Genomic DNA, 26,925 nt, shown 5'->3' with positions numbered 1-26,925 from the left:
GCTTGTTGTTGTTATTCCTGCGCCAGTAAACCTAGAACGAATATGCAGTCCCTGCCCAATTTTATGGCTGATTGGCTGGATGGCCTCTGCTCTAGAATCGCCAGAAGACTGGCGAGACCAGTACCAGTACGGTGAGGATCTCGAGCCGTCCAAGCAGCATGCCAACCGTCAGCAACCATTTCGCTGCGTCCGGCAAGGAGGCGAAATTCCCTGCAGGGCCGATAAGGGTGCCCAGGCCTGGACCGACGTTGCACACGGCAGTGGCAGCCCCACTCAGTGCCGTCATCCAGTCGAGCCCTATCAGGGAGAGGCCAAGGGCGATGATTGCGATGGTGACGGAGAAGAAGAACGAGAACGTCAGCAGTGAGCGAACGATCTCTTCATCGATGGGGTGCCCATTGTATTTCTTCGAGATCGTTGCCCGTGGATGGATCAACTGTTTCAGGCTGCTGACAAGCAAGGCAGCGGCCACCTGGAAACGGAATATTTTCAAACCGCCAGCGGTAGAGCCCGAGCACCCGCCGATGAACGTCAGGTAAAAGAACAGCATGATTGCGAAGCTGCCCCAGAGCGTGTAATCCCCCACGGCAACGCCCGTGGTGGTCACCACCGAGGTCACGTTGACCGCAACGATACGAAACGCATCCCACCAGGCCAGATCGCTGTGCCAGCAGAGCCAGGTTCCGACCGTGAGCCAGACGAAGGCGAGAAAGCCAATGAAACCGCGAACCTGATGGTCCTTGAGCAGGATGCGTCGATGGCCACGCAGCGTGGCGACATACAGCGTGAAGGGCAGGCTGCCGAGTATCATGATGACCACCGCTACCCAATGCACCGCAGGCTGCTCCCAATGGCCCAGCGAGGCATCCGAGGTAGAGAAACCGCCGGTTGAAATCAGCGACATCGAATGATTGATGGCTTCGAACGGGGTCATGCCGGCAGCCCACAATGCCCCTGTTCCCAATGCAGTCAGGCCCAGGTAGACCAGCAGGATCATCTTGGCTGCCACATGCGAGCGCGGCGTCACTTTGTCAGACCAATCCGAAGACTCGGTCTGGAACAGGCGCATGCCGCCCACGCGCAGCAGTGGCAGGATCGCCACGGCCATGCCGATAAATCCAATGCCTCCCAGCCAGTGCAGCAGGGAACGCCATATCAGCAGCCCCGGTGATGCACTGTCCAGGCCAGTCAGTACCGTTGAACCGGTGGTAGTGATTCCCGACATGGTCTCGAAGAACGCGTCCGTGTAACTGATGTGTCGAATGAACACCATCGGCAGCGCCGCAAACGCGCACACGATGACCCAGCTTGCCGTCGTGAGCAGATACATATCCCTGGTCCGCAGTTGCGGTGTGTCAGGGACGCCGCGGGCTACCATGAGCAGGCCGGCGCACAGAACGATCAGGCTCGACCAGACGAATGCACCGAGGTCGTCGCTGCGGTCGTACACCAGCAGCGTCAGCATCGGAATCACCATGCTGACGGCCAACGTGATCAGGAATACACCAATAATGAAGGCGATGAAACGCAATGCAGGAAGCGGCATTGAGGGAGCTCGTTGGGACAGTGCCGGCAGTATTGCCTGCTTTACGGTAATGTCGAGTAAAAAAGGCGTAAAGTCGTGGGAGGGATTTTTTTACGCCGCTATCTGGCCCCTGCTCAATGGCTCATCGGGCTGATCTGTAGCGGGACCTTGGCGTCTTCTTTGAAGTCCTCGCCGTCGGCTTTTCAGCCCAGCTGCCCACAATCAACCTGGAGGAGGGCAGCTAAGCAAATTCCGGAAGGCCGGCTCAGCGGTTCACGTCGACAATCAATCGGCCACGTATCTTCCCGTCTATCAGCTCCGCAGCGGCGGGAAGGGCAGCCTCAAGGCTAATGTCTTTGGTCATCAACGATAAGGCGTCTAGATTGAGCTGATCTGCCAGTCTCTCCCAGGCTTCGACGCGTCGCTCAAATGGCTGATTGACACTGTTGATGCCAATCAGGGTCACCCCTCGGAGAATGAAGGGGGCCACGGTAGCCGGAAAGTCCATCCCCTGGGCCAATCCACAAGCAGCCACCAAGCCTTCAGACATCGTGCTTGCGCATGCATTGGCCAGTGTATGGCTACCGACGGAGTCGATGACTGCCGCCCATTGTTCTTTTGCCAATGGACGCCCTGGCGCTGAAAGCGTGGCCCGATCGATGATCGTCGTCGCACCCAGGCTCTGCAGATAGGCAGCTTCGCTGGCTTTTCCTGTTGCTGCAGTGACTGTATACCCGGCACTGGCCAGAAGGCTGATAGCAAAGCTGCCGACGCCGCCTGTGGCGCCGGTCACCAACACCGGCCCATTGGAGGGTTTCAATCCATGGCGCTCCAGTGCCATCAAGCAGAGCATGGCGGTGTATCCCGCGGTGCCAACGGCCATGGTTTGGCGTTCGTTCAGGCGCGCGGGGTGAGGAATAAGCCAGTCGCCGTTCAGCCTCGCCTTTTGCGCAAGCCCGCCCCAATGGCTTTCACCCACGCCCCAACCATTCAGAAGTACACGATCACCAGGCTTGTAGCGTGGATCGTCACTTGATTCGACAGTACCCGCCAAGTCGATACCGGGCACCATAGGGAAGTTACGAACAACCGGACCCTTGCCGGTGATTGCGAGCGCATCTTTGTAGTTCAGGGTGCTGTAGGCAACCCTCACTGTCACGGTCCCGGATGGTAGCTGGTCGTCCTCCAGTTCGGTGAGTCTGGCCGAGTACTTGTCTTCCGGCTTCTCAATCAGAATGGCTTTGAACATTGGTTATCCTCATTTAGACCGGTTGTCTTTAAATTGGTAGAGAGGAATCACTTGGTGATTCCAGTCAGAAAACCTTGAAAAAAAATGTCCAACGGGCGGACATGCTGCGTTAGTCGTGCGCGAAGAACGGCACCCTCCCACCCAACCCAGAAGTAGGCCGCAAGGGCTCTGCAATCATGCTCGGCAGACACCTCTCCCAGCTTGACGGCTTCTTCCAGGCAGGTAGACAAGCGCTGCTCCCAGTCCAGCAGGGTCAGTTCCAGTTGTTCACGGAAACTGTCTGGCAGCACCAATACCTCCTGGCCGAGGTTGCCTACAAGACAGCCTCGCCGGAATTGGTACTTGGCCATCCCGAATTTTGCTTCTTCAACAAAGTTGTACACCCTTCGTAGTGGCGGCACGGTCAGGTCGCTGAAGCAGCGATCCAGCTTTCGAGCAAAGTAGTCTGCATAGCGCTTCAGTACAGCCTGGCCGAATGCCTCTTTGCTGTCGAAGTAGTGGTAGAACGAGCCCTTTGGCACCTGCACGCGTTTGAGTACAGTGTCGATACCGGTAGCGGCAAAGCCCTGTTCGGTGAGGATTTCCATGCCGCAGCGCAGCAAGAGCTCAAGCGTATCGCCGTGCTCACGTGCGACTTTGGGGGGGCGGCCTCTTCGAGGCATGGGTTTAGGGCTATTCATGCGTTGTAATTTAGACTGTTCGTCTCTAATGTCAATCACTGAGCGATTCGATACCCGATGAGCCTAGCGTTGGATGCGTTATGAAAAAGCGTTTACCTCCCCTGAACTGGCTTAGAGCTTTCGAGGTTTCTGCCCGGCTACTGAATTTCACGCATGCCGCTGAAGAGCTCAATCTCACGCAAGCGGCGATCAGTCAGCAGGTAAAGGCCTTGGAGTCCCAGTTGGGCGTGGCTCTTTTCAAGCGCCTACCGCGAGGGCTTGAGCTTACGGAGGTGGGTAAATCGTATTTTCCCGTGGTGAGAGAGTCGGTGGAGCGCCTTGCTGCTTCGACGGATGAGATCTTTGGGCAAGGTCATCGGAGTGCTCTCATCATCCGCAGCAGCCTGGTGTTCTTCACTCATTGGATAGCTCCCCGGTTACCCCGATTTCGAGCAAGGCATCCAGAGGTGAGCATTCGGGTCGCAAGCAACATCTGGGTAGATGAAACAGAGTACGACGCTGATCTCGAAATCAGATATGGGCAAGGGCGCTGGCCTGGCATGAAGGTCGAGCGCCTGACGTGGGACACGCTGGTGCCTGTGTGTTCACCGGCATTGATAACCGGTGAGCGTCCGTTGCAATACCCTCAGGATCTGGCGAAGCACCCGTTATTGCACGTGCTGGGCTATGAGGAGGGATGGGGCTATTGGCTCAAGAAGAACAATGCAGAGAACGTTGATTCGTCTCAAGGGATGCAGTTCGACACCCTGATCTCGGCATTGACGATCGCTGAGTTGGGCCAGGGCGTCGCGTTGGCACGCTCTTCACTGGTCAGGCATCTCTTGGAGGAGGGCCGGCTCGTCGCCCCGCTGGGGTGTAATGTTCCGACGAAGGAAGCTTTCTACCTGGCTTATTCAGCCCACAGCATGGTCAACCCCGATGCAGCGGCCTTTGCCCAGTGGCTGTGCGAAGAGGCACAGGCTTTCAAGGTCGAGCCCGGCGCGGGAGAAGGCGAGCACCCTTAGCAATAAGGAAATTGTCCAAGCAATAAGAAAAATGGCCCCTTAGGGCCATTTTTTATTGCTTTCGCGAAGCCTTCGAATTTCTGAAAGTAGCGAGCACATCGTAAGCCCCTGGATGGTGCAGCTGTCCAGGTGACCGGTTAGTACGAGGTCTCAATAACAACAATAACCGCGCTGGCAATTCTCGCTGGCGCGGGGCTACGTAGGGTTATCGTCATGGAACACTCCAACCAATTGCCTTTGCAAGGCGTCAATGTCATCGATTTTGGACAATACATCGCAGGCCCTGCAGTAGCGATGATCCTCGCTGATCTGGGAGCGACAGTTGTTCATGTCGACCCGCTGGGTGGGCCCCTCTGGGATAGCCCGGCGAATGCCACGCTTAACCGCAACAAATTGTGCATGCGTCTGGATCTGAAAACGCCGGAAGGACTGCATCAAGCGCGTGAACTGATCTCGCGTGCCGATATCGTGATCGAGAATTTCCGGCCGGGTGTCATGTCCAGGTTGGGTCTTGATTTCGGAGAGCTTCGGCGTGCGCGTCCTGAGCTGATCACGTTGTCGATTCCAGGATTTGCCAGTGATGACGAGTTGCGCGCGCAATGGCGTGCTACAGAGGCAGTGATCGCCTCGGCCTCGGGTGTATTCACTGATATGGGCCAAAACCGTGTATTGATGGGCATCAATCCTAGTTTCTCGCCGCTTCCTTTGGCGTCAGCGTATGGAACCATGCTTTCTGTGTCTTCTGTGGTGCTCGCACTGCAGGCGCGTGAAAAGAATGGCGTTGGCGATCAGATCGAAGTGCCATTGGCTTCAGCGGTGATGGAAGGGCTCTCGTACAACTCGATCAAGATCGATGGGTACCCACTGCGCTATAAAACATTGCGTGAAAAAGAGAGCGAGCGTCGTCGCGCTGAAAACCTGCCGATGAATCTGAGCTACCAGGATCTGCAGGAGTTTCTCGATCCGTTCTACCGGACCTACGAGTGTGCGGATGGCCGTAAATTCTACGCTGTTTGTCCATCGCATCGTGAGCATGCCAAGCGCTGCCTTCAGGCTATGGGCATCTACGAAGAAATGCTTGCCGCCGGCTTGCCAAAGGTTGATGACCCTTATCTGCCGATTGAGCAATGGGAAGGTAATGCATCGCTGGGTGTTTATCCGTTGCCTGCTGATTGGGCCGCGCGTATCTCCACCAGGATGAAAGAAGTATTCCTGACTAAAACAGCGGCAGAATGGGAAGTCATCTTCGGTGAGGGGCGTTTCCCTGGCGCCCCTCACAGGTCGACCCAAGAGTGGCTCCATGATGAGCACTCAAATACTGCTGGGTTGATCATTGAGGTAAATGATCGCGAATTCGGCGTAATGAAACAGCCTGGCCCGATCGCGTGGTTGGAGGGGTGCTCCGAGCCAATGCTGAAGCCTCTTTCGCGTCGCGATGTGAGCTACGAGGAAGCGCTGGCAACACTGTCTGAGCGTTCGGCATGTGCATTGCCGCCTGCCAAGCTCGACAAGCCCGCCGGCTGGCTGGAAGGCGTCAAGATTCTCGACCTGACCAACGTGATTGCCGGGCCGCACTCGACGTCCTTCCTGGGTCGTTTTGGGGCTGACGTCATCAAGCTCGACCCTGTCATGCCCAACTATGATCCTTGGAATACCGTCGTTTTCGGCATGTCTTCGGCGCGTGGCAAGGAAAGTGTCTTGGTCGATCTGCACAAGCCCGAAGGGCGGGATGTCTTCAATCGTCTTGTGCGGGAGGTCGACGTAATCGTCATGAACGCTCCCGATCGCCAATTGGCACCGCTGGGCCTCGACGAGGCAAGCCTTCAGGCGGTCAATCCTGGCGTGATTTTCTGTCAGCTTGATTGTTTCGGCGGCCCACGCCGTGGCCCTCGCACTGATTATCTGGGGTATGACGATCTCATCCAGGCCACAACCGGGATCATGCTGCGTTTTGGTGGTGGGATGGAAACGCCGGAAGAACATGCTCACGTCGGCACCATCGACGTGATGTGCGGATTTGCTGCCGCGTTGGGCATCGCAACAGCGCTGTATCGCAAACACCGCTCCGGCGAAGTTTACCGAGCACGCACTTCTTTGGCGTCACTCGGGAACCTGGTGCAGATTCCGTTCTGCTATGACTACGCAGGCCGAGCGCCATTCAATGAGCCTTCCGGGCGCGACGCGGTCGGCTACAGCGACCTTTCCCGCTTCTACAAGACGGCGGATGGCTGGATCTACCTGGATGCATCCGAGCCAGAGTTGCACAAGTTCGCGGCTATCCCTGAATTCACGGGGTTGGCGTCTGCACACGATAGAGCTGCCTATCTGGAGGCCGCTATTCGCCGTATGAGCAGCGCCTTCCTTCAAGCGTGTCTTCAGGCCGTCAATATCGCTGCAGCGGTGCCGGACAACATCGATCACCTGCGCGCCCAATACAGCCGACCCGCCGATGGCCTGTCTGGGACTGCGAATGGAAGCTACTCCTTCAGCATCTACAGCGACCATCCAAGTGGTCACCGGGTTACCCAACTGGATCCTTACGCAATTCGTCCGCAGGTGGCGCGTATTCGAGCTCTGCCACCTGCTGAGAAGTTTGGTGCTTCGACGCGCAAGGTGCTGGGTCGCTATGGCTATAACAACGTGCAGATTCAGTCGCTTCTGGACGCCGGTGCAATCGGTGAATCCTGGAGTGAGGAATACCTGCCGAGCTAGCTGCTGAGGGTATGTCGAGGGGGGTAGCCTTTCCAGTACCACCCTTGCACCTCTGTTTACCGATCAAGCGAACACGAGCCCAACGCTGCTCGCGGGCGCGTTCATGCCCAGAAAATGAGATAGAACCATGAATTACAACAGTATTCTGCCGCGCATCCTGCAAACCGGCGCTGGTGCTAGCCAGCAAATTCATCAGATATTGGCCAGCCTCGGCTGCCACAAGCCCCTCATCATCACTGACCGAATGATGGTCGAGTTGGGTTATGCAGGTCGTATCAGCGCGGTGCTGACAGAGCACGGCATAGACGTTGACGTTTTCTCCGATACCGTGCCCGAGCCCACGGTCGCTTCGATTCAAGCGGGCGTGTCGGCCACCAGGGAAGGCGGCTATGACAGCATCATCGCGCTGGGCGGTGGAAGCCCGATCGACAGCGCAAAAGCGATCGGCATCCTGGCCAAGTTCGGCGGTGTAATGCGCGATTACAAGTTCCCGCGCAACGTTACCGAAATGGGCTTGCCGATCATTGCCATTCCAACTACTGCCGGCACTGGCTCCGAAGTGACCCGGTTCACCATCATTACCGATGAGTCGACCGACGAGAAAATGCTCTGCGTCGGCGCAGGCTTCATGCCTGTTGCTGCACTGGTGGACTATGAACTGACACTCTCGTTGCCAGCTCGGGTGACAGCAGATACCGGTATCGATGCGCTGACGCATGCTATCGAGGCTTACGTCAGCAAAAAAGCAAACCTGTTCAGTGATGCTCAGGCACTGGCCGCCATGCGCCTGATCGGCCCAAACCTTCGCAAGGTTTATCACGATGGCACCGACCGTGTCGCGCGGGAGGCCGTCATGTTGGGATCGACCCTGGCAGGTCTGGCTTTCTCAGCCGCGTCGGTTGCCCTGGTGCATGGCATGAGCCGTCCCATTGGGGCGGCATTCCACGTCCCCCATGGCCTGTCAAACGCCATGCTGCTGCCCGAAGTGACTGCATTTTCCATCCCGGCTGCACGTGACCGGTACGCAGATTGTGCTCGGGCAATGGGCGTCGCGACTGAGAGCGACACGGATCAATCTGCAGTTGAAAAACTGCTGGAAGAGTTGGTGGCTATCAACGATGAGTTGAATGTTCCCACGCCAGCGCAGTTCGGGATTGATCGCGAAAAATTCTTTGAACTGATGCCAACCATGGCCGCGCAGGCGCTGGCTTCCGGTTCGCCTGGCAATAATCCGCGCGTGCCCACTGAGGCCGAGATGGTCGAGATTTATCGCAGCCTTTGGTAAGGCAACACCAACGCAATATTTGAATAACAAAAAGTGGAGTTTCACATGAATACTGTCGGTCATCTGATTAACGGCGAAGTTGTCCTCGAGTCCAAGCGCACCCAAGATGTTTTCAACCCGGCCACCGGCCAAGTGGTTCGCCAGGTTGCGCTGGCCTCCAGCCAGACAGTAGAGCACGCCATTGCTAGCGCTGAAGCTGCTTTCCCGGCCTGGCGTGATACACCGCCTATCAAGCGGGCCCGCATCATGTTCCGTTTCAAAGAGCTCCTGGAGCAGAACGCAGATGCGATTTGCAAACTGATTGGTGAAGAGCACGGGAAAATTTCCCATGATGCTGCAGGCGAACTGCAACGTGGCATTGAGAACGTTGAGTACGCCTGCGGGATCGCTGAGCTTCTGAAGGGTGAGCACAGTAAGAATGTCGGCCCGAACATCGATGCCTGGAGCGAGTTCCAGCCGCTGGGTGTGGTTGTAGGCATCACGCCGTTCAATTTCCCTGTGATGGTGCCGCTGTGGATGATCCCTGTGGCCATCGCGGCGGGGAACTGCTTCATTCTCAAGCCGTCTGAGCGTGACCCAAGTTCCACCTTGTTCATCGCCCAACTGTTGCAGGAAGCAGGCCTGCCTAACGGTGTGCTGAACGTGGTGAACGGGGACAAGGAAGCGGTCGATATCCTGCTGCGTGACTCGCGCGTTCAGGCTGTCAGCTTTGTGGGGTCGACGCCGGTTGCTGAATATATCTACGCCACCGCCACGGCCCACGGCAAACGCTGCCAGGCACTGGGAGGTGCCAAAAACCACGCGATCGTCATGCCAGACGCCGATATCGACAATGCGGTTAACCAACTTCTGGGCGCTGCATTTGGCTCTTCCGGTGAGCGCTGCATGGCGCTGTCGGTCGCTGTTGCGGTGGGGGATGCGGCAGCCGATGCCCTGATCGCCAAAATGAAAGAAGCCATGAAAAACCTGAAGGTGGGTGCTTATACCGACAGCAAGAACGACTTCGGCCCGGTGATTACCCGGCAGCATCAGCAAAAAGTTGTTGGTTATATCAACAGTGCTGAAGAGCAGGGCGCTAGCGTTGTTGTCGACGGGCGGGAGCCAAAGGTTGCTGGCTACGAGGAAGGGTTCTTCGTCGGTGGTACCCTGATCGATCACGTTAGCCCGGAAATGCAGAGCTACAAAGAAGAGATCTTCGGCCCGGTTCTGCAGGTCGTGCGTGTCAAAAGCATGCAGGAAGCCATGGTGCTGATCGACAAGCACGAGTACGGCAATGGGACATGCATCTTCACCCGTGATGGCGAAGCGGCTCGTTACTTCTCTGACAACATCAAAGTGGGCATGGTGGGCATCAACGTTCCTCTGCCAGTGCCCGTCGCTTATCACAGCTTCGGCGGTTGGAAGCGCTCGCTGTTCGGTGATCTGCATGCGTACGGACCGGATGGCGTTCGGTTCTATACCCGACGTAAGACAATCACCCAACGCTGGCCGTCCTCGGGCGTTCGTGAGGGCGTCGAGTTCTCCATGCCGACTATGAAGTAACGACGACCCAAGGTGCGTGCCTGACTGCCGACAGGCACGCACCTTTTGTTATTTCGAGGTGTGCTGGTAGCGGTGATGATAGTCAAGTTTGCCAAGTGCGGTTTGGAGTTTGTGTGGCTGTGCCGCTGAAATAATAATTATATAAAATGTGAGGCGAATATGAATAATAAGCACAATATATGTTCGGGAGGGGCCGGCGGCCTTTCATTTATCCAAGGGACTCGATCGGTTCAAGCAGTGGCGGCAATGCGCGCTTGATCTATTCGTATTCAACGGGCTTCTAATGTTGAGTCGACAGTTCTGAGGAGATATGCCAAATGAATAAGTTCAAAGATGGTGTCTCGCTGGATGGTCGCGTGTTTTGGCCGTCGATTGCAGTGATACTCGGTGTCACGATCCCCCTCATCGCATTTCCCGAGGCAGGGAATGCGGTGATAAACCAGATGTTTTCGTTTGCGACCGGGAAGTTTGGATGGCTTTATCTGATTGCCGGCTTGATGACTGTACTATTTCTCCTGTGGATGGCGTTCGGACCTTACGGTAATATTCGTCTAGGCCGGAAGAGTGATGCCCCAGAGTTTTCCTATTTCAGCTGGGTCGCAATGATTTTCTGTGGTGGTATTGGTATAGCCATTGTTAATTGGGCCTGGGTTGAGCCGATTTATTATTTTAACGGACCACCATTGAATGTAGCCGCTCACAGCCGGGAGGCGGCGGAGTGGGCGTTGACGTATGGGCAGTTCCACTGGGGGCTGACCCCGTGGGCAATTTACTGCTTGCCGGCTTTGCCAATTGCGTACTCCATGTATGTGCGTCGACAGCCTGGGGTGAGATTGTCGGTGGCTGCGCGCGGTGTCTTGGGCAATAAGTCGAATGGTTGGCTGGGTATTACGCTTGATACCGTGGTTGTTTTCGGTATTGTTGGCGGTGTGGGGACTTCCCTTGGCCTGGCTGTGCCACTGGTTTCAACCTTGGCGAGCGACATTTTTGGAATCAAGCAGTCCTTCGCATTTGATATGTGCGTCTTGGGGCTCTGGACGCTGATGTTCGGCATGAGTGTGTGGTTTGGTCTGAGCAAGGGGATAAAAATTCTCAGTGATATCAATGTCTATCTGGCATTGCTGCTGCTGGTGTTCGCTGCGGTTGTCGGCCCAACCTTGTTGCTCATCAACGGCTGGGCAAACAGCCTGGGGCTAATGTTCAATAATTTCATCCACATGAGTTTGTGGACTGACCCTGTTGCGAAAGGTACGTTCCCTCAGGACTGGACGATTTTTTATTGGGCATGGTGGATTGCCTATGCGCCCATGATGGGGTTGTTTGTTGCTCGTATTTCTCGAGGGCGGACAATTAAAGAGCTCATTTTGGCAGAGCTTGTGTGGGGGAGCCTGGGGTGCTGGGTTTTCTTTGCGGTCTGGGGCGGCTACTCACTTAATCTTCAGCTTACAGGTGAGCTGGACGTCAGTGCCATCTTGACGGAACACGGGATTCCGGCTGCCGTGCTAGCCATCCTGAAAACGATGCCCTTCTCAAACTTTGTCATTGGCGCTTTTGTACTCCTATGCTTTGTGTTTCTGGCCACAACGCTTGATTCGGCAGCTTATGTACTTGCATCAGTTACATCGAACGAGCTTAGCGGTTATGAAGAGCCTCAGCGCTGGCTGCGCATTGTATGGGCATTGCTGCTGGCGGTCATCGGCATTGGCCTTCTCAAAGTAGGCGGCCTGAAAGCTGTACAAACTTCTACGATTGTCGTTGCGCTGCCTTTGATACCTGTGCTGGGCGTACTGACCTGGTCACTGATTCGCATGATTCGTGCAGACCTGGGTCGTGAACTTGGGTCTACAGAAATTGTTCTAGATGATGCGGCCACGCTTGCCAGTGCGCCTGAGGTCAATGCGCCGCAGACTGGGGAAATGGCTTTGGTCACGACTCATCCAGAGCCTAGGTGTTAAGATTCTTGTTTGCAATTTCCTTACAAAAGCCCAGGCTTCCTGGGCTTTTGCTTTCCTGGCAGGAGCAGGTGCGTGCAGCGGGTAACGTTGTGCAGCCATAAATAAAATACACCCTTTGGGGTGTTTTTTATTGCGTCAAGGTAATGTTTATATTGATTATAATATTCGGTTTGCCCGGCGGCTCGAATATTATTTGTGTCGCAAAGTTATTAATTGTGTCGCGGCTGGTCAACTGTCCTGTTTGCGTTGTGCGCTATGTTCCCTTGAACCGTTACTTTGCGTTTTTGATAGCGAGTTTGTCATCGTTTTTGATGAGTTGGCGGTTAGAAGTGGCTTGGGTGCAGCAATGTTTCCAGGTAGATTAAACTCAATGGGAAAATGTTTATATGCCGCATATCTGGCGAGATAGCAGATGGGTTTTGTTGGGCAGCGCAGTGATATTGTCATTGTCGCTAGGAATACGGCACGGTTTCGGACTTTTTCTGTCGCCTATGAGCATTCAGTTCGGGTGGGGGCGGGAGGTCTTCTCGTTTGCAATTGCAATTCAGAATCTGGTGTGGGGGCTTGCGCAGCCTTTCGCAGGGGCTCTGGCCGACCGATATGGTGCGAGTAAAGTCGTCGGCGTAGGCGGTGTGTTCTACTTCACCGGTTTGGTCTGCATGAGTTTCTCCGACTCACCATCGACATTGATGATGAGTGCGGGCGTACTCATTGGCATTGGTCTTTCCGGCACCTCTTTCTCCGTGATCCTGGGCGTAGTGGCACGGGCACTACCCGCTGAAAAACGTAGTGCGGGGATGGGGCTTGCGAGCGCAGCAGGATCCTTTGGCCAGTTCGCGATGCTTCCAGGCTCTCTGAGCCTCATTCAAGGGCTCGGCTGGGAGAAGGCGCTTTTGGTTCTGGCGCTTTTCGCCTCTCTCATCATCCCACTGGTCGCCATGTTGAAAGATGCGCCAACCGAGCGGCAGGCCAGTGATCAGACCATGGCGCAAGCGTTGAGAGCGGCAAGTACCCATCCTGACTTTTGGCTCCTGACGTTTGGCTTCTTCGTTTGTGGATTCCAGGTCGTTTTCATTGGCGTCCATTTACCTGCTTACCTGATGGACAAGGGGCTTACCGCACAAACGGGAACCACTGTTCTCGCACTTATTGGGCTATTCAACATATTTGGGACTTACACAGCCGGCTGGCTCGGTGGGCGCTTGTCCAAGCCGAAGCTGCTGACGGCTCTCTACCTGATGCGCGCAGCAGTCATTGTCGCCTTTGTCTCTTTGCCAGTGAGCAACGTAACGGCTTACTTGTTTGGCATTGCAATGGGCTTCCTTTGGCTTTCAACCGTTCCTTTGACCAACGGCGTGGTAGCCTCGGTATTTGGTGTCCGCAATCTTTCGATGCTTGGTGGGCTCGTTTACCTCTTCCATCAGGTTGGCGCATTCCTGGGCGGCTGGGTGGGGGGGGCGGCTTACGATTTCACTGGAAGCTATGACTTGGTTTGGAAGGCCGCGGTTGTCCTGAGCTTTATTGCTGCAGCAGTTAACTGGGCTGTAAGAGAGAAGCCAATTTCTCAGTTGAGCACCAGCGCCGCCTGACTCGCTGAGTCTTGAGCGTTTTATTCTCAGGGGCTGACTTGCCTTGGGATGGCCTGCAGAAGTCGCAGGCCTTGAGCCTGGCAAGGGCTCTGTGGGAGCGGCCCAAGCGCCGTGCAAGGCCGCCCCACAAAAGCCAGTGCAGGCTGCGTATTTATATTGCCACGCTGGACATGCAGCGCCAGCAGGCTGCCCGGATCACTTGATCAGCGGCACGCCACTGAGTTTCTGTAGCTCGTCAAAATCGATGTCCGCGCAGATCTCGATCACTTTCAGCCCTTCAGGTGTCACTTCCAGTACGGCCAGGTCGGTGTAGATGCGGCTGACGCAAGCGATACCGGTCAGCGGGTAGGTGCACTCGGGCACCAGCTTGCTTTCGCCGGTCTTGGTCAGGTGGTCCATCATCACGAACACCTGGCGGGCGCCGGTGGCCAGGTCCATTGCGCCGCCTACGGCCGGGATCGAACCTTCGGCGCCGGTGTGCCAGTTGGCCAGGTCGCCCTTGACCGACACCTGGAAGGCGCCCAGTACAGCGATGTCCAGGTGGCCGCCACGCATCATCGAGAACGAGTCGGCATGGTGGAAGAAGGCCCCACCGGTCAGCAGGGTGACGTGCTGCTTGCCAGCGTTGATCAGGTCATCGTCTTCCTCGCCCGGCGCAGGGCTTGGGCCCATGCCCAGCAGGCCGTTCTCGCTGTGCAGGAACACTTCCTTGTCGCCCAGGTAGTTGGCCACCAGGGTCGGTGCGCCGATGCCCAGGTTTACATAAGCGCCTTCCTGGATGTCTGCGGCCACGCGTTGGGCCATCTCGGTGCGGGAGAGCTTTTTGGTGATGGTCATGGCAGGCCTCAGACAGCTTTGGCAATCGAAGAAACGGCAGCACCGGTGACGGCGACCACACGCTGGACGAAGATACCCGGGGTGATGATGTGTTCCGGGTCCAGTTCACCAAGTTCGACGACTTGGTCGACCTGGGCAATGGCGGTCTTGGCGGCCATGGCCATGATCGGGCCGAAGTTGCGGGCGGCCTTGCGGTAGGTCAGGTTGCCCCAACGGTCACCCTTGTGCGCCTTGATCAGTGCGAAGTCGGCGTGCAGCGGCATTTCCAGCACGTACATGCGGCCGTCGATCTCACGGGTTTCCTTGCCCTCGGCCAGCAGGGTGCCGTAGCCGGTCGGTGAGAAGAACGCACCAATGCCGGAGCCTGCGGCGCGGATACGCTCGGCCAGGTTGCCCTGCGGGACCACTTCCAGCTCGATCTTGCCGGCGCGGTACAGCTCGTCGAACACGTAGGAGTCGGACTGGCGCGGGAACGAGCAGACCACTTTGCGCACGCTACCTGCCATGAGCAGGGCGGCCAGGCCGATCTCGCCATTGCCGGCGTTGTTGCTGATGATGGTCAGGTCGCGGGCACCGGTGGCAATGAGGCCATCGATCAGCTCGGACGGCATGCCAGCCGTGCCGAAGCCACCGACCATGATGGTCGAACCGTCGGTAATCCCTTCCACCGCGCTGGCGATGGACTCGTACGTTTTATTGATCAAGGCGAGCTCCTGGTTGTTCCTGGAGTTGTGGTTGTCGGGCTGGCCGGAGCGCGTGAAGCGATGGGCCTGTCAGCACGTGATTTGGCTTGCTGACTTTCGCTATAGCGTGCCGCAAGATAGGGCAACAGTAGAGAGGGTTTGGCTGAATTTGTGCGATTATCGAACTGTTGTGCGATCTGCGAGCAGTTCTGGAGGCTATGTGCACCCGAGTGGTGGGAGCACCTGGCCGAGCAGATGGCGCGTTCCAACTGCCGGGCAGATATAGATGAGGACCGCTTGATCATGGGTTACACGATCAAGTTGTTCTGACGGGGGTAGATGACCCGGCGCCAGCCCGGTTCAAGAAGCTATCTTGCGCTGCGAAGAAGCGATAACTGCCTAATACAGTCGATTGCCTTACTGGCCTCTTCGCTGCGCAAGACTGCTTCTGCAAGGTGATGGGCAAGCCAGCCCGTGGAGCAGGACAGTTGCGTGCTCAGGTCACTGCAAGGTGTCGGGCTTCAGGCTATCCGGCAATTGCCGAATAGCCGCCTCAAGCCGCGCGATCGGCCCAGCGAGTTGATCCGCCTCCTTGTCCTTGCCTTCACCTCTCAGACGATCACACTCAACGCGCAGGTCTAGCAGATTCTTCTGCAGCTTTAGTGCAGAGGTTTTGAACGAGTCCATGCTTTTCTCACGCTGTAGGCTTCCGTGCCGTTGTAGGAAAAATGGACCGTAGCAGCTCGAATTTGCCTGAGAAACTGATGTTTCATACAGGCAAGACTCATTGCCACGCCATTTCCTACACATTGCGGTAAACAATCCTACAAACCGTGTTTCAGATCGTGTCCTCCCAGGCAAGCTCAGCCTACCGTATTGGCTGGGTTCAAGAGCTTTCGAGGGGCAGCGTACCCGGCGCAGGTACTGCGCAAGCCTGGAGGCGTGTTTAGAAACTTCGTGTATCAATTGCCGGCCCGCGAGCGACACGTGGTCAGCGTCAACCACTGCGGCTGAATCCAGCCCGGCGGCATCCGCGCATCGCATCTGATCCGCTTTTTTTCCATAAACCTGAATCTGTAACCGTATCAGCCCAAGCTCGACAATATGCCCATTCCCGCATCACAACTGTAGAGGTTCCAATGGGCAAGCTGGCGCTGTTCCTGGGTGGTTTTCTGCTGCTGACCATTCTGATTGGTATTCTTGGCACCATTCCGCCAAGCTGAGTTCAACTGCGTTTTCCCCTGCGCGGCCCGTCCACTTCAAGCGACGGGCCCAATCTATTGGCAAATGGCCGGTAATCCATTTTCATTGCACTGCTGAATCAGCGGTAGGTGCACGTCATTCTCAAGGCAGGAGCGGATCGAGTGGCTCAAGTTGGCCGATTCGGCATTTCTGCTTGTGCGATAAGTCGTTCTTTACGCTGGGAATTCTGTCCACAAAAAACGTGGGTAGGTCTGTGGATAAAGTGCTGCAAGCCAGACCCGCGGCGGGCTCTGTTAAATTGAGCAGAAATTGAACAGTCGTTTCATGGCCTGTTTCAGCTAGGCGAGCCAGCTCGTCGCAGGGCTGCCAGCAAGTCACGTACCCGCGCCGGCAACTCGCCGGCAGGGTATACCGCGTGCATCTGTGGGTCCTGGCCGCTGCTGGATGTCAGGCGGTACTGTGGACACACCCGCACCAGGCGGCCGGCCTTGACCTGTGTTTCGCCGACCCAGGCGGCAAGGCGGGCGATGCCGGCGCCGGCCAGTGTGCTGTGGTATACCGCGCCTCCTGAGCCCAGGCGAAGCCTGGGCCTGGGGCGCAGGCTGGTGATCTGGCCATCGTGGCAGAAGTGCCAGGCCTTGAGAATGCGTGGCGCGGTATGCAGGATCAAGGTGTGTCCATCCAGGTCTTCCGGGTGTTGCGGTGTGCCAGCCAGGGCCAGATATGCCGGGCTTGCATACAGGTGGCGCTGGTAGGGCCAAAGCGGGTAGCCAATCAGCTCGCTCGATTGCGGGAAGGCACCGCGCACCACGAAATCGAATCTACCTTGCAGCGGATCGAGGGCTTCGTCGCTGTACTGGACGTCCAGAGTCACTTGGGGGTGGCAGCGGGAAAACTCCGCAAGCACCTGTGGTAGCACAAGCTCTCCCAGCAGTTGCGGCGCGGCAAAGCGAATCCAGCCTTGGGCGCTGCCACTGAGCGCGGCCAGTTCATCGGCAGCATCGCGTTGCACATCCAGCAAGCGTTCTGCATGCGGTAGCAAGCGCTCGCCGGCCTCGGTCAGGGTTACGGCGTTGGCGTTGCGGTTGAGCAATTTGCTTCCCGCATTGTCTTCCAGGGTTTGTACCGCGCGTGTAACTGCACTGGGTGAACGCCCCAGCGCGCGGGCGGCAGCAACGAAGCTGCGCTTGTGTGCGACGCTGACGAACGCCTGGATTTCCCGCAGCATGTCCAATGCCATTGCCTGCTCCTTGTTGCAGTTATCGCAATATGGCATTTCAACACAAGTGCGCCACTTTGATTAGCCTTGCAGGCGTCTTCACTGCCTGGAACCGCGTCATGATGGATATTGCTGTGCTTTCTGTGTTCGCCTTCGCCGCTGGGTTGATCGACGCCGCGGTGGGTGGCGGCGGGCTGATCCAGATCCCTGCCTTGTTCAACGTGTTGCCCACCGCGCAACCGGCGGCATTGCTCGGCAGCAACAAGCTGGCGTCCGTGTTCGGCACGGCTTTCGCGGCCCGCTCGTTCATCCGTAAAGTGACGCTGGATTGGGGGTTGATCGTACCGGCGGCACTCAGTGCCTTTGTCATGTCGTTCGCGGGGGCCGCCACGGTGTCGCTGGTACCTCCCAGTGTCATGCGCCCGGCAGTGCTGGTGCTGATCGTGCTGATGGCTATTTACACCTTCTGCAAGAAGGACTTCGGCACCTTGCACAAACCTGCGCAGATCGGCCGCAAGGAGCAATGCCTGGCAGTGCTGATCGGCGGCGCTATCGGCTTCTACGATGGCCTGTTCGGCCCCGGCACCGGTAGCTTTCTGATCTTCCTGTTCATCCGCTTCTTTGCCCTGGACTTTCTGCACGCTTCGGCTTCGGCCAAGGTGGTGAACATTGCCACCAACCTGGCGGCGCTGGTGTTCTTCGTGCCGACCGGCAACGTGCTGTACGCCATCGCCTTGCCCATGGCGGTGTGTAACATTCTCGGTGCGCTGACCGGTACCTGGCTGGCGGTACGCAAGGGGGCCGGGTTTGTCCGCGGGCTGTTCCTGGTGCTGTTGTGTGTGCTGATCGCCAAGCTGTCGTGGGACCTGCTGACCGGCTAGTTCAGATCACCAGGCGCTGTGCTTCGGCCTGTTCGACGCGGTTGCGGCCCCGGGCCTTGGCCCGGTACAGCGCCTGGTCGGCACTGGCCAGCAGTTCGTCGAGGCTGGGGGCCGGCATGTCTGCGTCGCAGCCTGCCACACCGATACTCACGGTAATCTGCAGGCGCTGGTCGGCCTGTGTCACGTGCAGGTCCTGTATGGCGCGGCGCAGGCGTTCCGCGGTGAAGTTGGCCCGATCTGGCGCAAGTCCGGGCAGGATGACAACGAATTCTTCGCCACCCAGGCGTGCGATCAATTCATCGTTGTGCAGTTGGTCCTGCAGGGTGCTGGCGAATTGGCGCAGCACCTGGTCGCCGACGGCATGGCCGTGGGCATCGTTGATCGACTTGAAGTGGTCGATGTCCAGCATCATCAGGGTCAGCGGCAGCGCCTGGGCGTGCTGCTGGCGGCTCTCCAGCAGCGCGTTGGCGCGGCGTGTGAAGGCGCTGCGGGTGAGCACGCCGGTGAGGTGATCGACGGTGGCCTGGTGCGCCAGGCGGGCCATGAGGCTACGGTTGGCCTGGCTGACGCAGGCCACCACCAGCGGCCCGAGCACCAGCATGGCGATGCCCAGGCGCGCCGACATCAGCGTGGTAACCCCAGGCTCGCTCTGCGGCACGCTGAAGTGCATGAGGTTTTGCGCCACCGCCACGATGAGCGTACTGCCGGCCGTGAGCGTCAGCAATGAAACCAGGAACGGTGAGTAGGTCCAGGCACACCACAGCAACGCGGCAATCGGGAAGGCAATGGCCCCAGGGCCACCAAAGGCGATGCTGAATGCCAGCGAGGCCAGCAGCACCAGCAATGGCGCCAGGCGGATGGGCTGCGCGCCGCCGCGCATCAAGGCCCGCACCGAGGGCGCTGTTAGCAGCACCGGCAGCACCAGCACACCAGTCGAGAACTGTTCACTGAACCAGGCCAGCCAGGTGGTGCGCAACGATTGTTCGAACCACGGTGCGGCCATTATCGCTGCCATGCTGGCCGCGACCATGGCGGCGGCGGCGCAGGCGGCGAACACACTGAGTACGCCGTGCGGGCTGCGCATGCGCCGGTGCATGCGTGGCAAGCGCGACAGCAGCAGCCAGAGGGTGACCACCACGGCAAGATTGCACAGGTTGAGCCACAGCGCCGGCACCCAAGCGCTGCCGCACAGCAGGTCGGCCCCAACCATGGCCAGCCACACCAGGCTGAAGCCCGTAAACGTGGCTTGACGGGGGTAGCGCAGGAGTACGCCGGCCAGCACCGCATTCACTGGCCAGAACAGCGACAGCGATTCGATCGGGCGTGCCAAAATACCGCCCAGGGTAAGGGCGAAGGTCACGCCAAGTACAACGACATAAGGCAACACGCGCGATTGGGCTGGAAAAACCATGAACTCGACCGGCAAGCGGAAACGAAATCCAGGACAACGCGATGGAGCACCTGGGGCAATTACCCGCAGTGTGTTGGGTCAGGGTGGTTGATGTCAATCTGCCGCGATTGGTTGTGATAATGTCAAATTGCCTCTATTTCTGGCCGCTTTCCTCACAGTCCAAAGAACCACGGCACCATCACGACGGTAACCAGCATCACCAGCACGGTGAACGGCACACCAATTTTGACGAAGTCAGCGAAGCGGTATTGCCCGGGCCCAAGCACCAGCGTGTTGACCGGCGATGACACCGGCGTCATGAATGCCGCCGACGCGGCCAGCGCTACGGTCATGGCGAACGGGTAGGGCGACATGCCCAGCTGCGCTGCAGTGCTGACAGCCACCGGTGCCATCAGTACTGCGGTGGCGGTGTTGGAAATGAACAGCCCGATCACTGCGGTAACGGCGAACAGGCAGGCAAGAATGGCGCTGGGGCCGGCACCACCCAGCACGTTCACCAGCCCACCCACCGCCAGGTCAATGCCGCCGGTTTTCTGCAGCGCCTGGGCGAACGGCAGCATGCCGACGATCAGCACCAAGCTTTGCCAGTGGATGGCGCGGTAGGCACTGTTCATGTCGATGCAGCGGCCTGCGCCCATCAGCAGGCAGCCGATCAGCGCAGCAATGACATTGGGTACGGCGCCGCTGACCATTAGCCCGACCATCACTGCCAGGCTGAGTACTGCTTGCGGCGCGCGGGTGCGGGCTGGTGCGACCAGGTCGATCTCGGCGGGCAGGCTCAATACCAGGAAGTCTTTGGGCTTGCTTTGCAACTGGCGTACCGCCTTCCACGGGCCGACCACCAGCAGGGTGTCGCCCAGGCGCAGCTTTTCTTCCAGCAGTTGCTCTTCTATAGCGGCCTGATCGCGGCGCAGGCCGACCACGTTGAGGCCATAGCGGGTGCGAAACGCCAGTTCGAGGATGCTCTTGCCGATCAACTGCGAGCCGGGCGGCAGCGAGACCTCCGCCATTCCCAAATCCTGGGACTGGTCGATGAAGTAGGCGGCCTTGAAGTGCAACGGCTCCAGTTGCATGGTTTGGCACAGGCTGCGCAGGTCGTCATGTTTGGCGAACAGGTCGAGCAGCAGCACGTCGCCCTGATGCAACACCGTGCCCGAGTCGGCAGCGATCACGCGGGTGGTGAACTTGTGCTGGCGCTCGATGCCGATCACGTTGGCGCCGTGTCTGGTGCGCAGTTCCAGTTCGCCGAGGTTGTGGCCGATCAGCGGCGAGTGAGGGCGAATGCGCAGGCGTCGTTCACGGCCGCTGAGCTTGTAGTCCAGTACCAGGTCCAGCAAGGTGCGGCGGCTTTCCACCCGGCCATCCTTGCGCACTTCACCGTTGAGCCAGTGCCGGGTCAGCAGCATGTAGCCAATGCCCAGCACCAGCACCACCAGGCCGAACGGGGTAAAGCTGAAAAAACTGAACCCCGCTTCGCCATGGCGGACCAGCTCGCTGTGCACCACCACGTTGGGCGGTGTGGCGACCAGGCTGAGCATGCCACTGATGAGGCCGGCAAAAGCCAGTGGCATCATCAGGCGGCTGGGTGAGAGCTGCAGGCGCGCAGCGATGCTCAGCACCACCGGGATGAAAATGGCCACCACACCGGTGGAGCTCATGATTGATCCCAACCCGGCCACCGCCACCATCAGCAGTACCAGCAGGCGTGCCTCGCTATTGCCGGCCCGCTCGCTCATCCATTCGCCGATGCGATAGGCAATGCCGGTGCGCACCAAGCCTTCGCCAATCACGAACAGGGCGGCGATCAGCACCACGTTGGGGTCGCTGAACCCGGCCAGGGCCTGTTCCACGGTAAGGATGCCGAGCAGTGGCAGGGCGAGAATCACCAGCAGCGCGACCACGTCCATGCGTGGGCGGTTGATGACGAACAGGGTAATCACGATGGCCAGCAGGCCGAGGACCCAGAGCAACTCATGGTTCATGGGGAGGGGGTGTTCCTTCACACGGGGACACGATAGACAGTAGCAGTCAGTGTGCCGGCTTGTAGTGAAGGGGGTGTTGATGTGCTGCAACAAAAAGGGCCGCTATGCGGCCCTCTGGTCACGGGGTCAGTGACGGTGGCGGCGGTGCTTCTTGCTGCCGCGGTTGTCGTCGCCCAGATGGTTGCCGAGGGCACCACCGGCCGCGCCGCCCAGGCCGGCACCCACGGTCGAACCGGTCCTGCCGCCTACTGCGCCGCCCAGCAGCGAGCCGCCGGCCGAGCCCAGGCCACCGCCGATGGCGGCTTCGGTACGGTTGCCCTTGCGCGCACCGACCGCGCTACCGGCTGCGCCGCCAACGCCGGCACCGATGGCTGCGCCGGTCTTGCCGCCGAGCTGTTGACCAACAACGTTGCCCAGGACACCCCCCAGGCCGCCGCCAATGGCGGCAGTACCGTCACCGGCGAAAGCGCCCTGGCACAGCAGCAGGCCGAGGGCAAGGGAAGGCAGAGTCAGACGCATGATACGAACCTCAAAGGAATCATCAGGATAAGTCGCCGCGCAACGGGCGGCAGGTCAGGGCTGAAAGGACGCTTCAGCGGTAGTAGCGGTCACCGCGGTATTGCCGATCGTCATCGTCGTCGCGGTCATGGCGATGGTGGTGGCGATGGTCACGGTCGCGGTCACGCCAGCCGTCGTCATCATGGTAACGATGGCTATGGCAGCCTGCGGTCAGCAGGACAACAGCAACCAGGGAAAGGCTTGCAAGACGCGTGAGCACGATATAGGTCCTTGATCCGCATAGGTTTACAGGGCACCTTTTAAGACTGGGGCCGATCGATTTGGTTTCCCGGGCGGGCAAAAAAATGTGCTTCACGCGATCAGCGCCAAGGCGTCCGCCTGAAAAACGGGCTATGGCGCTGACCGGCATCGATCAGTCCTGGCGTATCAACGCTTTCCAAGCGTACCTGGCCGGCGGCAAGTTGCTCTGCAATGGCTTGCCTTGACCAAGGCGTGTTGAGTCAGGATGCCGGTTGAATCGCCAGCACCACGCCATTGGTGATCTGTACCAGCACGTAGTGCTTGTCCATGCGCACCCAGTGGCTTTCCTTTTCCGGCTCGGGCAGGCCTTTGGCTTTCCAGTCCTTGATGGCCTGGTCATCGCGTTTGTACTGGTCCGGGGCCTTGTCGCCGACGTTCAGTTCGCGGTTGTGGGTTTCGGGGGCGGTGATGCTTTCTTCGCTGGAGGGGGCGGCGCTGACGCTCAGAGGCAGGCAAGGCAGGACGGCGAATAGCAGATAGTGCAGTTTCATGATGCGCTCCTTTTGACGGCATGTCTTATCTGCGACAGCGGCAAGTGCGTGGCAATTCACTCGGGATGCCTGCCAGTGCTAGAGTCGCCTTCTTTTTCGCGACCCCGAGGATGGAACATGCGTGCGATTCTGCCGTTGGCTGCGGTGCTGATGCTGGCCGGTTGCGCTTCTGCGACCATGGAAACCGCGCGTGGCGGCAAGCCGACTGCGCAGCTCGACTCGCACAAGGCACCAGCGCTGGTTGCCCAGTGCATCCAGTTCAGTTGGCAGGAAGAGAAGGTGTTCGGTGATGACGCCAGCGGCTACCTGGAACAGCGCAAGCAGGGCGGGTTCACCGTGTATACCCGTGAGGCCGAAGCGTTCGTGGACGTTTACCCGCAGTCGGGCGGGACGCGTGTGGATTACTACGCGAAGCAGAACGACGGCGTGGCCCTGCAACGCCGGGCGGCTGCTGCAACCTGCCTGTAACGGCTGGCGCCTGTGCTGGCTTTATCACCACTCCTGCAAGGGCCCGCCTATTCAGGGTAATGAGCAAGGCAGTTGTTGCCACAGCAGAGGGCGCGCGGGCTTTACACTTTTTATCAAGACAGTTGTGTTGCAGGGGGCGCGGTGACGGCTAGCATAACGCGCTTCCACACAAGGACGACTCCATGGACCGCTCACTGCAACTCAACCGCATCAGCTGGGATGAACGTGCCCCGTTGCACGCTGCTTCGAAGGACTACGAAGTCGAACGCCTGGTCCAGCAACACGGGCATTTGTCCGAAACCGTACGCTTCGACCTGCCACTGCTTGGCGAAATCGACGGGCTTGAGACGGTCCATTTGCAGTGCCACATCGGCACCGACACCCTCTCGCTGGCGCGCCTTGGCGCCAAGGTTTGCGGCCTGGACTATTCCAAGGCTTCGCTGGCCGAGGCACGGGCATTGGCCGAGCGTTGCGCGCTGCCCATCCAGTATGTCGAGTCTGACGTCTATGCCGCAGACAAGGTGCTGCCGGCGGGTACTTTCGACCTGGTCTACACCGGTATTGGCGCGCTCTGCTGGCTGCCTCGCATCGAGCCATGGGCACGCACCGTCGCAGCACTGCTGAAACCGGGCGGGCGGCTGTTCCTGCGCGACGGGCATCCGATGCTGATGGCTGTCAACGAAGATCATCAAGACCGCCTGCAGCTCGAATATCCGTACTTCGAGCACGAAACGCCGACGGTGTGGCACACCGACCAGACCTACGTCGAAACCGAGCAGCGCCTGGCCCACACCGAAACCCACGAATGGAACCACGGCCTGGGCGAAGTGATCACTGCCTTGCTGGCCCACGGGCTGCAGCTGACAGCGCTGGTCGAGCACCAGAGCATCCCTTGGGAGGCGCTGCCGGGGCAGATGGTCAAGGGCGAAGACGGTGAATATCGCCTGCGCGAGCAACCGGCGCGCCTGCCCCTGAGTTACACCTTGGTCGCCGTCAAAGCCTGATCAGGACAGGAAGCCACCGTCGACATTGAGCGTGGTGCCGGTGGTGTAACTGGAGGCATCGCTGGCCAGGTACAGCACCGCGCCCGCCATTTCCTTGGGGTCGGCCACGCGCTTGAGCGGGATCTGCTGCAAGGCGGCATTGAGGATGGCTTCGTTCTTCACCAGTGCCGAAGCGAACTTGGTGTCGGTCAGCCCCGGCAGTAGCGCGTTGCAGCGAATACCGAACGGCGCACACTCCTTGGCGAACACCTTGGTCATGTTGATGACCGCCGCCTTGGTCACCGAATAGATGCCTTGGAACAGCCCGGGCGAAACTCCGTTGATCGACGCCACGTTGATGATGCTGCCGCCGCCGTTCTCGCGCATCAGCTTGCCAGCCTCCACCGACATGAAGAAGTAACCACGGATGTTCACGTCCACGGTCTTCTGGAACGCCCCTGGGTCAGTGTCCAGCACATTACAGAATTGCGGGTTGGTGGCTGCGTTGTTGACCAGCACATCCAGTCGCCCGAACTGTTCGCGAATGCCGGCGAACACCTGCTGAATCTGTTCCAGCTCACCAATGTGGCAGGCCACAGCCGTGGCCTTGCCGCCGGCGGCAATGATGGCGTCGGCCACCTGCTGGCACCCTTCAAGCTTGCGGCTGGAAACAATCACATGGGCCCCTTGCTGCGCGAGCAAGTGGGCGATGGCCTCGCCGATGCCTCGGCTGGCGCCGGAAACAAAGGCAATCTTGCCGTCGAGGTCGAACAGGTGGGTCTTGGACATGCTGTTTTCCTTGTTATCCGTCGTCGTGGGCAGTGCTCAGAAGCTGGACTTGGCGATGACCTGCAAGGTCATTTGTTCCAGCAAACGGTTCATGTGAATGAACTGGGCGAAACGCTTGTCCTGGGTCTGGCCGTGGTAGTAGCGGTAGTAGATTTGCTGAACGATCCCTGCCAGGCGGAACAGGCCATAGCAATAGTAGTAATCGAAGTTGTCCAGACGGATGCCGGCGCGCTCGGCGTAGTAATCGACGAACTGGCGGCGGCTGAGCATGCCCGGCGCGTTGCTTGGCTGGCGGCGCATCAGTTGCACTGGCGCTGGGTCGCCGGCTTCGATCCAGTAGGCCAGGCAGTTGCCCAGGTCCATGAGTGGGTCGCCCAGGGTGGCCATCTCCCAGTCCAGCACACCGATGATGCGCATGGGGTTGTCAGCATCCAGGATCACGTTGTCGAAACGGTAGTCGTTGTGCACGATGCCTGGGCGCGGGTGGTCGGCGGGCATTTTGTCGTGCAGCCAGGCGGTTACTTTTTCCCAGCGTGGTGCATCCGGTGTCAGGGCTTTTTCATAACGGCTGGTCCAGCCCTCGATCTGGCGCTGCACGTAGCCCTCCGGCTTGCCCAGGTCGGCCAGGCCGCAGGCGGTGTAGTCCACTTGGTGCAACTCGACCAGGCGGTCGATGAAGCTTTTGCACAGGGCTTCGGTCCGGCTGGCGTCCAGGTTCAGTTCGGCCGGGATGTCCGAGCGCAGGATGATGCCCTTGACCCTTTCCATCACATAGAATTCGCCGCCGATCAGGCGGGTGTCAGTGCAGTGAGCGTAGGCCTTGGGGCAATAGGGGAAGCCGCTGTTGAGCTGGTTGAGGATGCGGAACTCGCGCCCCATGTCGTGGGCCGACTTGGCCTTTTGACCGAAGGGGGGGCGGCGCAGCACGAAGTCGCGGTCCGGGTAGCTGACCAGATAAGTGAGGTTGGAAGCGCCGCCAGGGAACTGGCTGATGCTCGGCAGGCCGTGCAGGCCGGGGATATTGGCTTTGAAGTAAGGGTCGATGACGGCCGCGTCGAGTTCTTCGCCGGGGCGTACCTGGGTGGACTGGTCGGTGAGCGTCATGCGTCTTCCTTATTCTCGATAGCAAGTACTATTGGGTAATCTAATGGTCCGCCGAGGTTGGAACAATCGTGCCATGTGCCAAATAGGTGAGGGTGTTGCTGGTGGATCACTGCACCGAATGCAGGGCAAAAAAAACCGAAGCAGTCAGGCTTCGGTTTTTCGATCATCCGGTATTCCCAGCCCTCAGGACGGGAACAGCTCGCTGAGTTTCATCGACAGCATCATGTCGCCTTCAACCCGCAGCTTGCCACCCATGAAGGCCTGCATGCCGTCGGTTTCGCCGCTTACGATACCCTTCAGGGTTTCGGCGTCCATCACCAGGGTGCAGTTGGCATCCGGGTTTTCGCCTTCCTGCAGGTCGCAGGTGCCGTCCTTGACGATCAGCGCGTAGTGCTTGTCTTCGTCGGTGATGTTGAAGCCGAACACCAGGTCCAGGCCGGCGGCAGCGGATGGGTTGAATTTCTCTTGCATCTTTTTGACGGCATCAGCTACGGAGGTCATGGCGCATTCCTTA

The 26,925-nt window shown here is 58.7% G+C and carries 24 protein-coding genes; 9 read left to right on the top strand and 15 right to left on the bottom strand.

Going from position 1 to position 26,925, the window contains the following annotated elements; translation table 11 throughout:
• Positions 1–91: 91 nt before the first annotated feature.
• The 3 genes from INQ47_RS15525 to INQ47_RS15515 all read right to left on the bottom strand — a co-directional run bounded on the left by INQ47_RS15525 (position 92) and on the right by INQ47_RS15515 (position 3,454).
• Positions 92–1,546 (bottom strand): TrkH family potassium uptake protein, encoded by a 1,455-nt coding sequence (locus INQ47_RS15525; RefSeq protein WP_404702050.1) that lies wholly within the window; start codon positions 1,544–1,546, stop codon positions 92–94.
• Positions 1,547–1,790: 244 nt separating this feature from the next.
• The gene (locus INQ47_RS15520) at positions 1,791–2,774 is read right to left on the bottom strand and encodes an MDR family oxidoreductase (RefSeq protein WP_252458720.1); all 984 of its coding nucleotides are present in this window, start codon (positions 2,772–2,774) and stop codon (positions 1,791–1,793) included.
• A 47-nt stretch (positions 2,775–2,821) separates the two neighbouring features.
• Positions 2,822–3,454, bottom strand: coding sequence for a TetR/AcrR family transcriptional regulator (locus INQ47_RS15515; protein WP_252458729.1), 633 nt, complete (start codon positions 3,452–3,454; stop codon positions 2,822–2,824).
• A gap of 80 nt (positions 3,455–3,534) precedes the next feature.
• Between INQ47_RS15515 and gcvA the strand changes: the two genes are divergently transcribed.
• From gcvA to INQ47_RS15485, 6 genes are all read left to right on the top strand, one after another.
• Positions 3,535–4,458, top strand: coding sequence for a transcriptional regulator GcvA (gcvA, locus tag INQ47_RS15510; RefSeq protein WP_252458719.1), 924 nt, complete (start codon positions 3,535–3,537; stop codon positions 4,456–4,458).
• Positions 4,459–4,671: 213 nt separating this feature from the next.
• Positions 4,672–7,170 carry a CoA transferase gene (locus tag INQ47_RS15505; protein WP_404702049.1) on the top strand — a complete coding sequence of 833 codons (2,499 nt, stop codon included), beginning with the start codon at positions 4,672–4,674 and terminating at the stop codon, positions 7,168–7,170.
• A gap of 127 nt (positions 7,171–7,297) precedes the next feature.
• Positions 7,298–8,455: an iron-containing alcohol dehydrogenase gene (locus INQ47_RS15500; RefSeq protein WP_252458717.1), complete on the top strand. Its 1,158-nt coding sequence runs from the start codon at positions 7,298–7,300 to the stop codon at positions 8,453–8,455.
• A gap of 45 nt (positions 8,456–8,500) precedes the next feature.
• Positions 8,501–9,997, top strand: a complete 1,497-nt coding sequence (locus INQ47_RS15495) for a CoA-acylating methylmalonate-semialdehyde dehydrogenase (protein WP_252458716.1) — start codon at positions 8,501–8,503, stop codon at positions 9,995–9,997.
• A gap of 317 nt (positions 9,998–10,314) precedes the next feature.
• Positions 10,315–11,952 carry a BCCT family transporter gene (locus INQ47_RS15490; protein WP_404702048.1) on the top strand — a complete coding sequence of 546 codons (1,638 nt, stop codon included), beginning with the start codon at positions 10,315–10,317 and terminating at the stop codon, positions 11,950–11,952.
• Between the two features lie 386 nt (positions 11,953–12,338).
• Positions 12,339–13,541 carry an MFS transporter gene (locus INQ47_RS15485; protein WP_404702047.1) on the top strand — a complete coding sequence of 401 codons (1,203 nt, stop codon included), beginning with the start codon at positions 12,339–12,341 and terminating at the stop codon, positions 13,539–13,541.
• Between the two features lie 195 nt (positions 13,542–13,736).
• Here INQ47_RS15485 and INQ47_RS15480 read toward each other — a convergent pair whose 3' ends face one another.
• The 4 genes from INQ47_RS15480 to INQ47_RS15465 all read right to left on the bottom strand — a co-directional run bounded on the left by INQ47_RS15480 (position 13,737) and on the right by INQ47_RS15465 (position 17,504).
• The gene (locus tag INQ47_RS15480; protein WP_252458713.1) at positions 13,737–14,378 is read right to left on the bottom strand and encodes a 3-oxoacid CoA-transferase subunit B; all 642 of its coding nucleotides are present in this window, start codon (positions 14,376–14,378) and stop codon (positions 13,737–13,739) included.
• A gap of 8 nt (positions 14,379–14,386) precedes the next feature.
• Positions 14,387–15,082 (bottom strand): 3-oxoacid CoA-transferase subunit A, encoded by a 696-nt coding sequence (locus tag INQ47_RS15475; protein ID WP_103469815.1) that lies wholly within the window; start codon positions 15,080–15,082, stop codon positions 14,387–14,389.
• Between the two features lie 480 nt (positions 15,083–15,562).
• Entirely contained in the window at positions 15,563–15,748 is a 186-nt protein-coding gene (locus INQ47_RS15470) for a hypothetical protein (RefSeq protein WP_103469814.1), read from the bottom strand.
• Between the two features lie 850 nt (positions 15,749–16,598).
• Positions 16,599–17,504 (bottom strand): LysR substrate-binding domain-containing protein, encoded by a 906-nt coding sequence (locus tag INQ47_RS15465; protein ID WP_367250774.1) that lies wholly within the window; start codon positions 17,502–17,504, stop codon positions 16,599–16,601.
• Positions 17,505–17,602: 98 nt separating this feature from the next.
• On the opposite strand from INQ47_RS15465, the gene INQ47_RS15460 reads away from it, so the two are divergent.
• Positions 17,603–18,364 carry a sulfite exporter TauE/SafE family protein gene (locus INQ47_RS15460; RefSeq protein WP_404702046.1) on the top strand — a complete coding sequence of 254 codons (762 nt, stop codon included), beginning with the start codon at positions 17,603–17,605 and terminating at the stop codon, positions 18,362–18,364.
• 1 nt (position 18,365) lies between these two features.
• Here INQ47_RS15460 and INQ47_RS15455 read toward each other — a convergent pair whose 3' ends face one another.
• The 5 genes from INQ47_RS15455 to INQ47_RS15435 all read right to left on the bottom strand — a co-directional run bounded on the left by INQ47_RS15455 (position 18,366) and on the right by INQ47_RS15435 (position 23,067).
• Positions 18,366–19,790: a diguanylate cyclase gene (locus INQ47_RS15455; RefSeq protein WP_404702045.1), complete on the bottom strand. Its 1,425-nt coding sequence runs from the start codon at positions 19,788–19,790 to the stop codon at positions 18,366–18,368.
• Positions 19,791–19,927: 137 nt separating this feature from the next.
• Positions 19,928–21,757, bottom strand: coding sequence for an SLC13 family permease (locus INQ47_RS15450; RefSeq protein ID WP_404702044.1), 1,830 nt, complete (start codon positions 21,755–21,757; stop codon positions 19,928–19,930).
• 126 nt (positions 21,758–21,883) lie between these two features.
• Positions 21,884–22,276 (bottom strand): glycine zipper domain-containing protein, encoded by a 393-nt coding sequence (locus INQ47_RS15445; RefSeq protein WP_103462316.1) that lies wholly within the window; start codon positions 22,274–22,276, stop codon positions 21,884–21,886.
• A gap of 73 nt (positions 22,277–22,349) precedes the next feature.
• Positions 22,350–22,535 (bottom strand): hypothetical protein, encoded by a 186-nt coding sequence (locus INQ47_RS15440; RefSeq protein WP_004577263.1) that lies wholly within the window; start codon positions 22,533–22,535, stop codon positions 22,350–22,352.
• A 241-nt stretch (positions 22,536–22,776) separates the two neighbouring features.
• The gene (locus INQ47_RS15435; RefSeq protein WP_252458731.1) at positions 22,777–23,067 is read right to left on the bottom strand and encodes an RcnB family protein; all 291 of its coding nucleotides are present in this window, start codon (positions 23,065–23,067) and stop codon (positions 22,777–22,779) included.
• Between the two features lie 117 nt (positions 23,068–23,184).
• On the opposite strand from INQ47_RS15435, the gene INQ47_RS15430 reads away from it, so the two are divergent.
• Both INQ47_RS15430 and INQ47_RS15425 read left to right on the top strand, forming a co-directional pair.
• The gene (locus INQ47_RS15430) at positions 23,185–23,535 is read left to right on the top strand and encodes a hypothetical protein (RefSeq protein ID WP_021782183.1); all 351 of its coding nucleotides are present in this window, start codon (positions 23,185–23,187) and stop codon (positions 23,533–23,535) included.
• Between the two features lie 182 nt (positions 23,536–23,717).
• Positions 23,718–24,539 (top strand): class I SAM-dependent methyltransferase, encoded by an 822-nt coding sequence (locus tag INQ47_RS15425; protein ID WP_404702043.1) that lies wholly within the window; start codon positions 23,718–23,720, stop codon positions 24,537–24,539.
• On the opposite strand, the gene INQ47_RS15420 is transcribed toward INQ47_RS15425, so the two are convergent.
• From INQ47_RS15420 to INQ47_RS15410, 3 genes are all read right to left on the bottom strand, one after another.
• Complete coding sequence (locus INQ47_RS15420; protein ID WP_021782185.1) at positions 24,540–25,307, bottom strand: SDR family oxidoreductase; 768 nt, start codon at positions 25,305–25,307, stop codon at positions 24,540–24,542.
• Between the two features lie 36 nt (positions 25,308–25,343).
• On the bottom strand, positions 25,344–26,411 hold the full coding sequence (locus tag INQ47_RS15415) for a phosphotransferase family protein (RefSeq protein WP_404702042.1): 1,068 nt from the start codon (positions 26,409–26,411) through the stop codon (positions 25,344–25,346).
• A 183-nt stretch (positions 26,412–26,594) separates the two neighbouring features.
• Positions 26,595–26,912, bottom strand: a complete 318-nt coding sequence (locus tag INQ47_RS15410; RefSeq protein WP_003251077.1) for an SCP2 sterol-binding domain-containing protein — start codon at positions 26,910–26,912, stop codon at positions 26,595–26,597.
• Between the last annotated feature and the right edge of the window lie 13 nt (positions 26,913–26,925).

Origin of the sequence: Pseudomonas sp. 3HC3, from assembly GCF_044904505.1 — a bacterium.
Lineage (GTDB): Bacteria > Pseudomonadota > Gammaproteobacteria > Pseudomonadales > Pseudomonadaceae > Aquipseudomonas > Aquipseudomonas putida_Y.
Note: the sequence above shows the minus strand (reverse complement) of the source record. Positions and strands in the feature narration are given on the sequence as shown.